Below are 13,923 nucleotides of genomic sequence, written 5' to 3'. Positions count from 1 at the left end.
AGCATAGAATCACCACGAAAGCAGACGATGGATTTACGCCTCGCCGTGTACCAGCTCGCCTCGGCCCATGCGCTCGATGCCCAACAAACCCGGCAGTTGCAGGAAGTGGCCGGCTTCCAGCGCGAACCGGCGCGCCTGGCCTACTGGCTGCCGCGCGGTGTGGCCGTGCTCGGTGCCGCGCTGCTGGGCATGGGGCTGATCTTCTGGGTCGCCGCCAACTGGGAAGACCTGGGCCGCATGGGCCGCTTTGCCTTGCTGCAAGGCGTGCTGGCCGCCGCCTGCCTGGGCGCGTTCGCCGTGCCCAAGGCGCGCGTGCCCTTGCTGCTGCTGGCCTTGCTGGCTATCGGCGGGCTGTTCGCGTATTTCGGCCAGACTTACCAGACGGGCGCCGATCCGTGGCAATTGTTCGCCCTGTGGGCGGCGCTGGCGCTGCCGTTGTGCCTGGCGGCGCGCAGCGACGTGCTGTGGACGCCGTGGATGCTGGTATTCTCGACGGGCGCCACCCTGTGGATACAGGCTCACGCGCGCCACAGCTGGCACGTGGAATCGGATGACTTGCCCGTTTACTTCAGCGGCTGGCTGGCCGTGCTGCTGGCCTGCGCCCTGGTCTCGCCCCTGCTGGCGCGCTGGACGGGTGCGGGAAGCTGGGCCCTGCGCCTGGGCCTGGTGCTGCTCACCATCCTCATCACTGGCTCGGCCGTGAGCGCCCTGTTCGGCAACACCATCGCCTCGTCATACTGGGCGGGCCTGGCCTTGCTGGCCGTCGCCGGCGTGTTGTTGTCAACCAGAAAATTCTTTGACGTGTTTGGCCTCAGCGCCGTGGCCCTGGGCCTCAACACCCTGCTGGTGGGCGGGATGACACATTTATTGTTCAACGGACATGGCGGCGAAGTGGGCAGCCTGGTCGTGCTGGGCCTGCTCGCCGCCGTGCTGCTGGCGCTGACCGTGCAAGGCATCCTGTGGCGCACGCGCCAGGAGGCGGCATGAGCGGCGTAAATACCCAGCGCAACGATGCGCTCGATACCCTGATCGCCGACGCCACGCGCGCCGGACTGTTGCCCAATAGCACAGTGCGGCCCGGGCAGGATGTCCGGCCGTGGCCGCTGGTGCTGATGACGGCCTTCGGCGCCTGGCTGGCGGCCATCCCCCTGATCGTGGCGCTGGGCGTGGGCCTGGAAAGCGTCGTGCGCCATGGTCCCGGCGCGTATGTCGTGGCCGCCATCGTGCTGGTGGTGGCCGTGCTGCTGATCCGCATGCGCGGCGTGGCGCTGTTCGTCGAGCAACTGGCCGTGCCGTGCCTGCTGGTGGGCGGCGGCTTGCTCGGCTATGCGCTGTTCCGCGATTGCACGGCACAGACGGCTTCCTTGCTGCTGTGTGCGGCGTGCCTCGTGGTGGCCGCCGCCTTGCCGCGTGACTGGCTGCGCGTGCTGCTGGGCGTCGTCGCCTGCGGCTTGCTGGCGCTGGGCATCGTCGATAGCGGGCGCGACTGGATTTTCGAGAATGACCCCACGCAGCTGTACCTGGCCTGGATGCTGGCCCTGGCCCTGTGGCTGGGCGCCCACTGGCTGCAGAAACAGGCTTTCAACGACGGCCGCGGCGCGCCCATCGCCGCCTTCCTCGAATCGCTGTCGACGGGCTGGATACTGGCCGTGCTGCTGGGCCTGGTCTTCTGGTCCGGCATGACCTTCATGCTGGGCGCCAGCGTGGGCGGCGGCTTTGTCGGCGAGCTGACGCGCGAAGTGAGCCGGCACCAGGGAGCGGCCTGGTATGCGCAGGTGCTGAACGGGGTGTCGCTCGTGCTGGCCGTGGCGGCTGCCGTCTGGACGGGCTGGCGCTGGCCGGCGCTGCGCCAGTTGCCCGCCATCGGCGTGGCGCTGGTGCTGGTCGTGCTGGCCTGGTTCATGCCGGCGCTGGGCCCCGTGCTGCTGATCCTCGCGTACTGCCTGACGAGCGGGCGCACGCGCGTGGCCGTGGCGGCCGCGCTGGCGGCGGCGTGGATCATCGGCAGCTTTTATTACCAGCTGGCCTGGCCGCTGGCCAGCAAGGCGGCGCTGCTGGCCGTGGCCGGCGCGATCCTGTGCGCCCTGGCATGGCTGGCCACGCGCGGCAAGGTGCTGCACCTGGTGGAAAACAGGCCGGCGGCCGTGGTTGCGCAAAACCGCCAGGTGCGCCTGGGCGTGCTGGCGGGCCTGCTGCTGGTGCTGCTGGTCGCCAATGTCGGTATCTGGCAAAAGGAACAGCTGATCGCCAAGGGCGAAGTCATCTTCGTGGAACTGGCGCCGGCCGATCCCCGCTCGCTGATGCAGGGCGATTTCATGCGCCTCAATTTCCTCAACCTCGGCGTGCTGAGCACTTTGGCCAGCGTGGAAAATGCCCCCGGCCGGCCCCGCGTGGTGGCCAGGCGCGATGCGCGGGGCGTGGCGGAGCTGCTGCGTCCCTACACCCAGGAAGCGCTGGCACCGGGCGAATTCCTGCTCGAACTGACGCCGAAGGACGGGCGCTGGGTGCTCGTCAGCGATGCCTGGTTCTTCAAGGAAGGCGAGGCGGCACGCTGGGAAAAGTCCCGCTATGGCGAGTTCCGCGTCCTGCCCGATGGCCGCGCCTTGCTGGTGGGCATGCGCGGGGAAGATTTACAGGCGCTGTAGACGCTTGATTTGAACAAACCCAATGGCAGAATCCGGGGTCGTACCCTGAGGGTACGACCCCGGCCTTTGCTCTTGGGGTGGCCGCATCCTGTAAAATTGCCCGATGGATAATATTACGCATTCGGTCATCGGCCTCGGGGTCGGCGAACTGGTACACCGCAGCCTGCCGCCCGAGCCGCAGCCACCCGCCCAGCGTACCCGGCGTGCGCTGTTTTTATTTACGGCCTGGTTTGCCAGCAACGCGCCCGACCTGGACCTGGTGCTGACCAGGCTGCTGCCGCGTCCGTTCGGCTACATGCTGCACCACCGGGGGCACACGCACACCCTGCTGTTGGCCTTGCCGCAGGCGCTGCTTCTGCTGGCGCTGCTGTGGCTGCTGTGGCCCGGCGCGCGCCGCCTGCTGAAGGACAGCGTGCCCGCCCGGTTGGGCCTGGCGGCTTGCCTGCTGCTGGGATTCTGCCTGCACATGGGCATGGATTTTCTCAATTCCTATGGCTTGCACCCGTTCTATCCCTTCAACAGCCGCTGGCTGTATGGCGACATGGTCTTCATCGTCGAACCGATGTTCTGGGTGCTGCTGGGCGTGCCCGTGATCATGTCCTTGCGCTACGGCATCGTCAAAAGCGTGCTGCTGGCGGGACTGGCGGCGGCCCTGTGCTTCTTTACCTATCAAACCTACCTGGCGCCCGCGTCCCTGGCCGTGCTGCTGGGGCTGGGCGTGGTCCTGGCCGTGCTGCAAGGGCGGGCCGGCGAACGGGGGACCGGCCCGCTGCTGCTGGCCTTCGCGCTGGCGGCCACCTTCATCGGCACGCAGGGTGTGGCGTCGGCCCTGGGCCGCACGCGCATCGAGGCGGCCGTGCAGCGCCTGGACCCGGGCACGCGCGTGTGGGACGTGGCGATGACGGCGTTTCCCAGCAACCCGCTGTGCTGGATCTATGTCTCGCTCGACAGCAAGACGGACGTCTACACCCTGCGGCGCGGCACCCTGAGCCTGCTGCCCGAGTCGCTGGCGCCCGCCGCCTGCCCGGCGGGCCTGGCCGAGACGGGCAGGCAAGGCCAGCAGCTGGCGCCCGGCATCGCCGTCTCGGCCCAGGCGACGGGCAGCCTGGCCGCCCTGCGCGCCTTACAGGAAGACAATTGCTATGCCGACGCCTGGTTCCGCTTTGCCCGCATGCCCCGCCTGAACGCCAACAAGCTGACGGACGTGCGTTTCAATCCGGACATGTTGCCCAATTTCACCACCGTCGAACTGGAACAGTTCCGCGCGCGGCCGTGTCCCGCCTACGTGCCGGGCTGGGACCGTCCCCGCGCCGACATGCTGGGCCTGCCCCGGGACGAGCACCCGTAGCGAATTTATTGCCTTACGGCAAAAATATCGGGTGCGGGCGTTTGCCATCCTGGCCCGGCGTGCGACAATTGCCAATTCGGCATGCTTGCCGTCACTGACATGGATTGAACTATTTTGGAAGAGCAGCACGCCTTACCGTATTTGCGAGAAACCTTGCTGTTTCTCGCCCTGGCCGGGATTTTCATTCCGCTATTGCAACGCCTGAAGGTCAACCAGGTGCTGGGCTTTCTCGCCGTCGGCTGCCTGTTCGGCCCCTTCGGCTTCGGCCTGTGGGCGGGCGACTTCACGTGGCTGACGTATTTTTCCTTCGTCCGCGCGGAACAGGTCAGCGGCCTGGCGGAGCTGGGCGTGATGTTCCTGATGTTCATGATCGGCCTGGAACTGTCCACGGAACGGCTGTGGGCGCTGCGCCGCTGGGTATTCGGCGCGGGCGTGGGGCAGGTGGCCGTCAGCGCGTGCCTGATCGGCGGCGTCGCGTACTATTTTGGCCTGTCGCTGGAAGCCTCCATCGTGCTGGGACTGGTGCTGTCGCTGTCGTCCACGGCCGTCGTGATGCAGCTGCTCACGGACCAGCGTTCCCTGCAGACCCCGGCTGGCCAGGCGGGCTTTTCCATCCTGATGTTCCAGGACCTGATGGTGGTGCCGCTGTTCATCCTGATCGACGTGTTCGCCAGCGGGCGCAGCGACGACCTGGCCTATCTGCTCAGCTTTGCGGCCGTGAAATCGGCTGGCGCCATCCTGCTCATCTACCTGCTGGGACGCCGGGTCATCCGTCCCCTGTTCCAGTTTTTCGTCAAGAAGCACCAGCCCGACGTCTTCATGGCCCTGACCCTGCTCAGCACGCTGGGCATCGCGGGCCTGACCTACCTGGCGGGCCTGTCGATGGCGCTGGGCGCCCTGCTGGCGGGCCTGTTGCTGGCGGAAACGGAATTCCGCCATGAAGTGGAAGTGACGATCGAGCCGTTCAAGGGTTTGCTGATGGGCCTGTTCTTCATGTCCGTGGGCATGCAGATCGACGTGCGCGAAATCCTCAAGTCGCCGATTTTGATTCCCCTGGCCGTGCTGAGCCTGTTTTTCCTGAAGACTCTCGTCATCAGCGTGATTTTCCGCATCGGCGGCTTCCACTGGGGGCGCGCCGTGGAAACGGGCGTGCTGCTGGGGCAGGGCGGCGAATTTGCCTTCATCGTCGTCGCCTATGCGCTCGGTACCAAACTGATCAGCCCGCAAGTGGCGCAGTTCGTCATGCTGGTGGTGGGGCTGAGCCTGTTTGCCACGCCCGCGCTGGCCAAGGCGGCGCGCGGCTTTGGCAACTGGTGGGAAAAGCGCCACCATCACCAGCTGGCCGACTTGGCCGAAGGCGCCCGTCCGCCGCAGGGCAGCACCGTCATCATCGCCGGTTTCGGCCGCGTGGGGCAGCTGCTGGCCAAGGTGCTGACGGAACAGGATATCGCCTACGTGGCCATCGAGAACGATGCGCGCCTGGTGACGACCCTGCATCCGCGCGGTTTCCCCGTGTATTTCGGCGATGCGTCGCGTGCGGAATTGTTGCAAAAGGTCAATGCGGACCGGGCCGCCGCCGTGGTGCTGACGATGGACCATGCGGCCTCCGTGCTGCATGCCGTCAAATCCATCCGCCGCGAGTATCCCCAGCTGCCCGTGTATGCGCGCGCCCGCGACGAAGCGCATGCGGTGGCGCTGATCCAGGCGGGCGCCACCCTCGTCGTGCCCGAGGCGCTGGAAGCGGCGCTGCAGCTGACGGCCACCGTGCTGCACACGGCGGGCCTCACGGAAGCGCGCGCGGCGGACATCGTGCAGGCCGAGCGCGACCGGCGCAATGCCGTGCTGCTGGCGAAGAAGCTGTCGTAACGCACACCGTCGCGCCAACCTGGGTGCAATCGTGCGTGTGGCCGCGCTTTGTCAATTATCTATACAATAATAGTATATGAGCACACTATTCCCATGAAAGCCGCGACGAAGAGCGGGGCGGCACCCCTGACGCCGCAGCAGCTTGCCGCGCAGGAAACGCAACAGAAATATGGCAAGCCCGAGCGTGGCTGGCGCGAGCAGGTCTACACCGTCATTTTCGAGGCGGAAACGCGCACGGGCCGCGCCTTCGACCTGGTGCTGATCGGCGCCATCCTGATGAGCGTGACGGTGGTCGTGCTCAGCAGTGTCGCCTCCGTGGCGGCCCGCTACGGCGCCTGGCTGACGGGGCTGGAATGGTTTTTCACCATCCTGTTTACCATCGAGTACTTCGCGCGCCTGTCGTGCCTGCAACATCCGGTGCGTTACGCCAAGAGTTTCTTCGGCATTATCGACTTGCTGGCCATCGTGCCGACCTACATCGGCTTGCTGCTGCCGGGCGCCCATGTGCTGATCGACGTGCGCATTTTGCGCCTGCTGCGCATGTTCCGTATCCTCAAGCTCACGTCCTACGTGCACGAATACACGGTGCTGGGGCGGGCCTTGCTGGCCAGCCGGCGCAAGATCCTCATTTTCTTGTCCTTTGTCATGATGGTGGTCTTTCTGTTGGGTACTGTGATGTATGTCGTGGAAGGGCCGGAGAATGGGTACAGCAGCATCCCCACGTCGATATACTGGGCCATCAGCACCATGACCACCGTCGGGTTCGGCGATATCACGCCGCGCACCGACATCGGGCGCACCATCGCTTCCCTGATGATGCTGCTGGGCTGGGGCATCCTGGCAGTGCCTACCGGCATTATCAGTGCCGAAATGACGGTACAGCGCAGTTCCAAGCTGGTCACGACGCGGACCTGTCCCACTTGCCTGAAGGAAGGCCTCGACGATGATGCCAATTTCTGCAAGAACTGCGGCGTCACCTTGCCGCCTTTGGTACTCGACTGACCACATTAACCGTATTCACTTTATTTTGTTAAGGCCGACATGATTCCAGTTCGCCTGATCGCGACGGGCAAAGCCGTGCCCGTCCACAGCGTCACCTCCGCAAGCCTGGACGCGAAGCTGGGCCACCCGCCCGGCTATACCCTGCGCAAGAGCGGCGTGTTGTCGCGCTTTGTCGCCGCGCCCGATGAATCGCAAAGCCAGCTGGGCGCCGCCGCCCTGCGCGACGCGCTGAAAAATGCCAGCCTGCGTCCGACCGACATCGACTTGCTGATCTGCGCCTGCGGCGTGCCCGAGCAAGCCTTGCCGAACACGGCGTGTTTTGTCGCCGAACACGCCGGCTTGCCGCCAGGCACGCAAAGCTTCGACGTCAACGCCAGCTGCCTCAGTTTCATGGCCGCCTTCCGCGTGGCCGCCTCCATGCTGGCCGGCGGCGCCTACCGGCGCATCGCCATCGTCTCGTCCGACCTGGCCTCGCGCGGCGTCGACTGGAGCGAGCCGGAAGCGTCGATGATCTTCGGCGACGGCGCCGCCGCCGTCATCGTCGAGCGGGGCGATGGCAGCGCCGGCATCCGCGCCTACAAGATGGGTACGTATCCGGAAGGGCGGCGCTACTGCGAAATCCGCGGCGGCGGCACCGAGCGCAATCCGCGCAACGGCTGCGAACCGGGCGACTACCTGTTCCGCATGGATGGCAAGGCCGTGTTCCGCCTGGCCGTCAAGGTGATGCCGGATTTCCTCGCAGAACTAATGCAGGAGTCGGGCGCCGGACTGGAAAAAATCGACGTGGTCGTGCCGCACCAGGCCAGCCCGCTGGGCCTCGCGCATGCGGCGCGCATCCTTGACGTTCCCGATGCTAAAATCATCAAGATCTTTGAGACGCATGGCAACCAGGTGGCCGCGTCCCTGCCCACGGCCCTGCACGAGGCGGTGATGACGGGGCGGGCCGTGGCGGGCCAGCGTCTGCTGATGATGGGCACGGCCGCGGGCCTGACCATCGGCGGCATGATTCTCGATCTGTGAAGGTGGTGCGATGAGGCGGATACTGGTCACGGGAGCGACGGGCGGGCTGGGGCGCAATGCCGTGCGCACCCTGCTGGCGCAGGGCGTGGAAGTGCGCGCCACCGGCCGCAACGTGGCCGTGGGGCGCGAACTGGAACGCATGGGCGCGCAATTCGTGGCGCTCGACCTGGCGCAGGCCACGCCGCGCCAGGTCGATGAGCTGGTGCGCGGCATGGACACCGTCTGGCACTGTGCCGCGCTGTCCTCGCCGTGGGGCCCGGAACGCGACTTCATCGCCGCCAACGTCACGGCCACGGGCCAGCTGCTGCGCGCGGCCGCCAGCCTGCACGTGGCGCGCTTCGTGCACATCTCCACGCCGGCCATCTATTTCGATTACCGCAACCGCTACGAAGTGCCGGAAACTTTCCGTCCCGACAAGTTTGTCAACGCCTATGCGCGCAGCAAGGCGACGGCGGAAAAGCTGGTGCAGGATTGCGTCGACCGCCACCGCGGCATGACGTGCGTGATCCTGCGCCCGCGCGCCATCTTCGGCCCGCACGACCAGGTGCTGATCCCGCGCCTGGCCCGCGTGCTGCAGCAGCGCGGCGGCAAGCTGCCGCTGCCCAATGGCGGCGCGGCCACCATCGACATCACCTACGTGGACAACGTCGTGCATGCGATGTGGCTGGCCACCGTGCACAAGACCATCGCCTCGGGCGCCGCCTTCAACATCACGAATGGCGAACCGGCGCGCCTGTGCGACATACTGCGCACCCTGTTCTGCGAGCACCTGCAGCAGCCGTTCCGCATCGTCAGCATGCCCTACCGCGTGCTGGCGCTGGCGGCGCGCCTGATGCAGTTCGCCTCGCGCTTCACGCGCCGCGAACCGGCGCTCACGCCCTACAGCATCGGCGCCCTCAGTTTCGACATGACGCTCGATAATGCCAAGGCGCGCAAGGTGCTGGGCTACCGCCCCATCGTCAGCCTGCAGGAAGGCATCGCCCTGACGGCCCAGTGGATGCGCCAGGAAGCGGCGGCGCACAAGGTTGGCAAGGAGCGCAATGGCTAGCATCACCGCGTTTCGCGTCGGCCACTGCACGCATCCTTCGTGCATGGTCCTGAAGGGCAGCGGGCTGGCCAGCCGCTGCTTCCCCTCGCGCGCCTACCTGATCGCCACGCGCGCGGGCCTGTACCTGTGGGACACGGGCTATGCCGAGCACTTTCGCGCCGCCACGTCGAAGGGCGTGTACCGCATGTACGCATGGGTGACGCCGATTGCCTTCGACGACAGCGAATCCCTGCACGGCCAGTTGCGCGCGCATGGCGTGGCGCCCGGCGACATCCACACCCTGCTGCTGTCGCACTTCCACGCCGACCATATCGCCGGCCTGCGCGACTTTCCCGGCGCGCGGCTGATGGCGTCCAGGACGGGCTGGGATGCCGTGCGCGGCCTGTCCGGCGTGGCCGCCGTGCGCCAGGCCTTCGTGCCCGAACTGCTGCCCAACGACATCGCCGATCGCCTGGATTTCGTGGAAAGCGTGCCCGAAACGGCCTTGCCGGCGGCCCTGCTGCCATTCACGCACGGGCGCGACGTCAGCGGCACGGGCGAGATCTACATCGTCGACCTGCCCGGCCACGCCATCGGCCATCTGGGCGCCTTCGTACTGCAGGAGGGCGGCTGGACCCTGCTGGCGTCGGACGCGGCCTGGGTGCCGGAAAGCTTCCAGCAGCTGCGGGGACCGTCGGAACTGTCCTTCCTCATCCAGCACAAGCGCGCGCCGTACTATGCCACCCTGAACCGCCTGCATCAGCTGCACCGCTCGGGCAATGCGCACATCCGCATCACGCATGAAGATACGGCGGACTATGTTCCTGTGGCGGGCCGCCCGTGAAGCGTATCGTCTGGCTGCTGCTGTCGTACTGGCGCACGCGCCGCCTGCGTTTCACCAGCCGCGCGCAGCTGGACGCCTACCAGCGTAAGCAACTGGCGCATTTCACCGAGGTGCTGTGCGCGCGCAGCGCTTACTTCGCCCCGTACCGCAAGCTGCCCCTGGCGCAGTGGCCGACGATGAACAAGGCGCTGATGCTCGAGCATTTCGATGCCATGAACACCGAGGGGGTGACCTTGGCGCAGGCGATGGACGCGGCCATGGCGGCCGAGCAGAGCCGCGACTTCACGCCCGCCGTGGGCGACATCACCGTGGGCCTGTCGTCGGGTACCTCGTCGCGGCGCGCCGTATTTACCGTCAGCCCCCGCGAAAAGGCGCAGTGGGCGGGCGTGATGCTGGCCAAGGCGCTGCCCGACGGCCTGTTTTCCGGCGAACGGGTGGCGCTGTTCCTGCGCGCGAACAGCAATCTGTACACGGCCGTGCGCTCGCCGTGGCTGACCTTTGCCTTCTACGACCTGTTCGAACCGTTCGACAGCCTGTGCGCGCGGCTTGCGCAATATCAACCCTCCGTCATCGTCGCGCCGGCGCAGGTGCTGCGCCAGCTGGCCTTGCGCGTCCTCGATGGCAGCCTGGCGCTGGCGCCGAAAAAAGTCATTTCGGTCGCCGAAGTGCTGGAAGCGCAGGACCGCGCCCTGATCGTGCAGGCGTTTGGCGCCGTGCATGAAATCTACCAGGCCACGGAGGGTTTCCTTGCCAGCAGCTGCGAGCATGGCGTGCTGCACCTGAACGAGGAATACGTGCATGTCGAGCCGCAGTGGCTCGATGCGGAGCAGCGCCGCTTTGTGCCCGTGATTACGGACTTCACGCGCATCACGCAGCCCATCGTGCGCTACCGCCTGGACGATATCCTGATCGCGCGCGCCACGCCGTGCCCGTGCGGCCGCGCCACGCGCGCGCTCGATGGCATCGAGGGGCGCTGCGACGACATGCTGCTCTTGCCATCCTTGCCGCCGGCGCACGGCGGCGCACCCGTCGCCGTGTTTGCCGACGTCCTGACGCGGGCCTTCGCGCAAGCCTTGCCGCCCGACGCCGACTACCGGCTGGTGCAAGATGGCGCAGCAGCCCTGCAGCTGCACGCGGCACTGGACGCGGCCGGCCTGGCCGCCCTGCGCGCGCACCTGGCAACCGTGCTGCGCGGCCTGGGCGTGGACGCCGACAGCCTGGCCTGGACGACGAGCGGCGACCTGCCTCCCTTTGACCCCACCATGAAACGGCGCCGCATCCGGCGCCTTGCCACCGCATGAACCCAACTTCCATGACCGTACGCGGCCGCCTGCTGCATTTGCTGGCCGGGTGGGGCAGCGTCGGCCTCGTGTATTTTTCCAGCGACCTGCTGCAAGGGCAGGGCGTGCTCCTGCCGGAGACGGCGCTCGACCGCGCCATTGCCTACACGGACGCCGCCATCTGGCTGTACCTGTCCTTCTTCGTCCTGATTCCCTACGCCTACCTGGTGGCCGACGCGGCCCGCGTGCGCTGGCTGGCGCGCGCCATGGCGCTTTCCGCCCTCATGTGCGGCGTGGTCTTCCTGCTGTATCCCACCACGCTCGCGTATCCGCCCGTGGGCGAGGGCGGCGCCTGGAGCACGCAGGCGCTGCGCCTGCTGCAGGCGGCGGACTCCGCGCAAAACTGCCTGCCGTCCCTGCATGGCGCATTGACCCTGCTGTGCGTGTGGGCCCTGTGCGACCGGCGCCACCGGCTCCGCTCCGCGCTGGCCGTGGTGCTGGGCGTGGCCATCTGCTACGCCATCATCGCCCTGCGCCGCCATGTGAGCATCGACCTGGCCGCCGGCCTGTTTGTTGGCGTCGCTGGCGGCATGCTGGCCAGAATGCGCGTATTCTGGGCGGCGCGCCGTGTCATTTCCACTGAAACCGCATCATGATGAATCCCTTTGCCCTGTCATTTTTGATCATGCTGGCCTTCGTGCTGGCCGAACTGCTGATCCTCAAATGGGTGCGCCAGACGCCCGTGCCGTGGAAAGACGTCATCTTCAACCTCAATTCCGGGCATATCCTGATGTGGGTATTTCGCGGCGTGGAAGTGGCCGCGTTTGCCCTGCTGCTGCGCCATGTGAATTTGCACATCGTCGACCAGTGGCCCGTGGCCGCGCAGTGGATCTTCGCCTTCTTTGCCTGGGACCTGTGCTTTTACTGGATGCACCGCCTGCACCACAAGATCCCCCTGCTGTGGGCCGTGCACGTGGTGCACCACCAGGGCGAGCATTTCAACCTGTCGCTGGGCGTGCGCAATTCCTGGTATTCCTCGCTGACGAATTTCCCCTTCATCGCCATCCTGGCCGTGCTGGGCGTGCCGCTGGAAATCTTCCTCGTCGTCTCGTCCCTGCATTACACGGTGCAGTTCTATAACCACAATGCGCTGGTCAACAAGTCCGGCATCCTCGATCGTTTCATGGTCACGCCCTCGCACCACCGCGTGCACCACGGTACCGATAAACGCTACATCAACCGCAATTTTGGCGGCACCCTGTTGATCTGGGACAAACTGTTCGGCAGCTTCCAGCCGGAGCTCGACGGCGTGGAAATGCGCTATGGCGTGAAGGGCATGATACCGACGCACAATCCGCTCCTGGCCAGCAACGGCAAGCTGTTCACATGGCTGCGCGCGCGCTTTCCCCACTGGCAGTCGCGCGGCACGTTCGAAGTGTCCGAGCTGTTCATCGGCATCGGCGGCGTGATCCTGTTTGGCCTGGTGATCTATTACGTCAACCACGAGGCGGCGCTGGCGGGCGCGCAGCAAGCCATCCTGTTCGCCCTGATCTTCGGCGGTACCTTGGCGCTGGGCGGTCTGTCCGATGCGCGCCGCTGGGGCGCCATCGCCTGGGTGGCTGTCGCCCTGGCCATGCCGGCCGTCTTCCTCGGCTGGTATGGCGCGCGCGATGCGTGGGGCATGGTCTTCCTGGCCGCGCTGCTGGCGCATGGCCTCGATGGCGCGCGCCGCCTGTGGTGGCCCGCCGCGGCGGGGACGCGCGCGTGACGCAGCCTGTCCCGTCGCTGCCGCCGCTGCGCTTCCAGCCCGCGCGGGATTCCGCCTTTCGCCGCGAACTGCGCGCGCGCGCCGATGCCTACCTGGCGGGCGAGGGCCGGCACCGCTTTGGCGACTCGCGCATGCATTGCAAGGCCGTGTTCCTCGCCGCGCTGACGGTGGGACTGTATGTGCTGGCACTGGATGCCGAAAGCACCTGGCCGTTTGTCGCCAGCTACGTGGCCTGCCTGGTCACGGCCATGGCGCTGGCCATGAATACCCTGCACGACGCGGCCCACGGTGCCGTCTTCCGCAAGGGCTGGCTGAACCGCGTGCTGATCCGGCTGGTGAGTCTGCCCGTCGGCGTGGACACGGATTTCTGGACCATCCGCCACGTGCATTTTCACCACACCTATGCCAACGTGGAAGGCTATGACCTGGACACGGAGCCGAATCCCTTTTTGCGCCAGACGCCGTACCAGCGCTGGTCGCCGCAATACCGCTATCAATACCTGTACTGGCCCGTGGTGGCGGCCCTGTCGCTGCCCTATCTGAACTGGTATGGCGACTGGCTGGACCGCTTCGGTAAGACGCCCGTGGCCGCGCACAGCCGCCTGCAGGGCTGGCGCGGCTGGCTGTCCTTCCTGGGCTGGAAGCTGGGCCACGTGGCGCTGGTGCTGGCGCTGCCCATGTGGGTGCTGCAGCAGCACGGCATGGGCTGGGGCGTGGTGCTGGGCGCGTATTTCCTCGGGCAGATGCTCGCTTCGTGCGTGCTGGTGGCGCTGATCCTCGGCACGCACTGGGCCGAAGTGGAGTTTTTTCAGCCGGGGCCGGACGGCACCCTGCCGCACGACTGGTACCAGCACACGTTTTACACGGCCTGCGACTGGACGCCGCAGCCGCGCGCCCTGCGCTGGCTCGGCTACTGGCTGGGCGGTCTGAACCTGCACCTGACGCACCATCTGTTCCCCACCTGGAACCACCGCCACTATCCCGCGCTGGCGCGCATCATCGCGGAGCTGGCGCCCCGTCACGGCCTCGTGTACCGCGAACTGGGCTACGGCCAGCTGCACGCCTCGCAGCAAGCCTTCCTGCGCGCCATGGGGCAGCCCCCGGCACAGTCCTGAAGAATCGC

12 protein-coding genes are annotated in these 13,923 nt (G+C 66.8%); all 12 read left to right on the top strand.

Translation table 11 applies throughout. From position 1 onward, the window contains the following. Positions 1-27 precede the first annotated feature (27 nt). The 12 genes from EBS11_RS13940 to EBS11_RS13885 all read left to right on the top strand — a co-directional run bounded on the left by EBS11_RS13940 (position 28) and on the right by EBS11_RS13885 (position 13,915). On the top strand, positions 28-987 hold the full coding sequence (locus tag EBS11_RS13940) for a DUF2157 domain-containing protein (RefSeq protein WP_290603539.1): 960 nt from the start codon (positions 28-30) through the stop codon (positions 985-987). Beyond that, the gene (locus EBS11_RS13935) at positions 984-2,645 is read left to right on the top strand and encodes a GDYXXLXY domain-containing protein (RefSeq protein ID WP_290603538.1); all 1,662 of its coding nucleotides are present in this window, start codon (positions 984-986) and stop codon (positions 2,643-2,645) included. Before EBS11_RS13940 ends, EBS11_RS13935 begins: the two co-directional genes overlap by 4 nt. Positions 2,646-2,748: 103 nt before the next feature. Then, complete coding sequence (locus EBS11_RS13930) at positions 2,749-3,993, top strand: metal-dependent hydrolase (RefSeq protein ID WP_290603537.1); 1,245 nt, start codon at positions 2,749-2,751, stop codon at positions 3,991-3,993. A gap of 153 nt (positions 3,994-4,146) precedes the next feature. Continuing rightward, positions 4,147-5,859 (top strand): cation:proton antiporter, encoded by a 1,713-nt coding sequence (locus EBS11_RS13925; protein WP_290603536.1) that lies wholly within the window; start codon positions 4,147-4,149, stop codon positions 5,857-5,859. A gap of 93 nt (positions 5,860-5,952) precedes the next feature. Then, positions 5,953-6,861, top strand: coding sequence for an ion transporter (locus tag EBS11_RS13920; RefSeq protein WP_290603535.1), 909 nt, complete (start codon positions 5,953-5,955; stop codon positions 6,859-6,861). Between the two features lie 39 nt (positions 6,862-6,900). Next, entirely contained in the window at positions 6,901-7,881 is a 981-nt protein-coding gene (locus EBS11_RS13915; protein ID WP_290603534.1) for a 3-oxoacyl-[acyl-carrier-protein] synthase III C-terminal domain-containing protein, read from the top strand. A gap of 10 nt (positions 7,882-7,891) precedes the next feature. Beyond that, on the top strand, positions 7,892-8,929 hold the full coding sequence (locus tag EBS11_RS13910; protein ID WP_290603533.1) for an NAD(P)-dependent oxidoreductase: 1,038 nt from the start codon (positions 7,892-7,894) through the stop codon (positions 8,927-8,929). Next, on the top strand, positions 8,922-9,752 hold the full coding sequence (locus EBS11_RS13905; RefSeq protein ID WP_290603532.1) for an MBL fold metallo-hydrolase: 831 nt from the start codon (positions 8,922-8,924) through the stop codon (positions 9,750-9,752). The genes EBS11_RS13910 and EBS11_RS13905 overlap by 8 nt, the downstream gene beginning before the upstream one ends. Beyond that, positions 9,749-11,053, top strand: coding sequence for a F390 synthetase-related protein (locus EBS11_RS13900; RefSeq protein ID WP_290603531.1), 1,305 nt, complete (start codon positions 9,749-9,751; stop codon positions 11,051-11,053). Before EBS11_RS13905 ends, EBS11_RS13900 begins: the two co-directional genes overlap by 4 nt. Continuing rightward, positions 11,050-11,688 (top strand): phosphatase PAP2 family protein, encoded by a 639-nt coding sequence (locus EBS11_RS13895; RefSeq protein ID WP_290603530.1) that lies wholly within the window; start codon positions 11,050-11,052, stop codon positions 11,686-11,688. The genes EBS11_RS13900 and EBS11_RS13895 overlap by 4 nt, the downstream gene beginning before the upstream one ends. Then, entirely contained in the window at positions 11,685-12,800 is a 1,116-nt protein-coding gene (locus EBS11_RS13890; RefSeq protein ID WP_290603529.1) for a sterol desaturase family protein, read from the top strand. Before EBS11_RS13895 ends, EBS11_RS13890 begins: the two co-directional genes overlap by 4 nt. After that, positions 12,797-13,915, top strand: a complete 1,119-nt coding sequence (locus EBS11_RS13885; protein WP_290603528.1) for an acyl-CoA desaturase — start codon at positions 12,797-12,799, stop codon at positions 13,913-13,915. Before EBS11_RS13890 ends, EBS11_RS13885 begins: the two co-directional genes overlap by 4 nt. The last annotated feature ends 8 nt before the right edge of the window (positions 13,916-13,923 follow it).

The organism is Janthinobacterium sp., assembly GCF_009923995.1.
In the GTDB taxonomy this organism is placed as follows: Bacteria; Pseudomonadota; Gammaproteobacteria; order Burkholderiales; family Burkholderiaceae_D; genus Janthinobacterium.
This window is presented reverse-complemented; position numbering and strand designations above follow the sequence as displayed.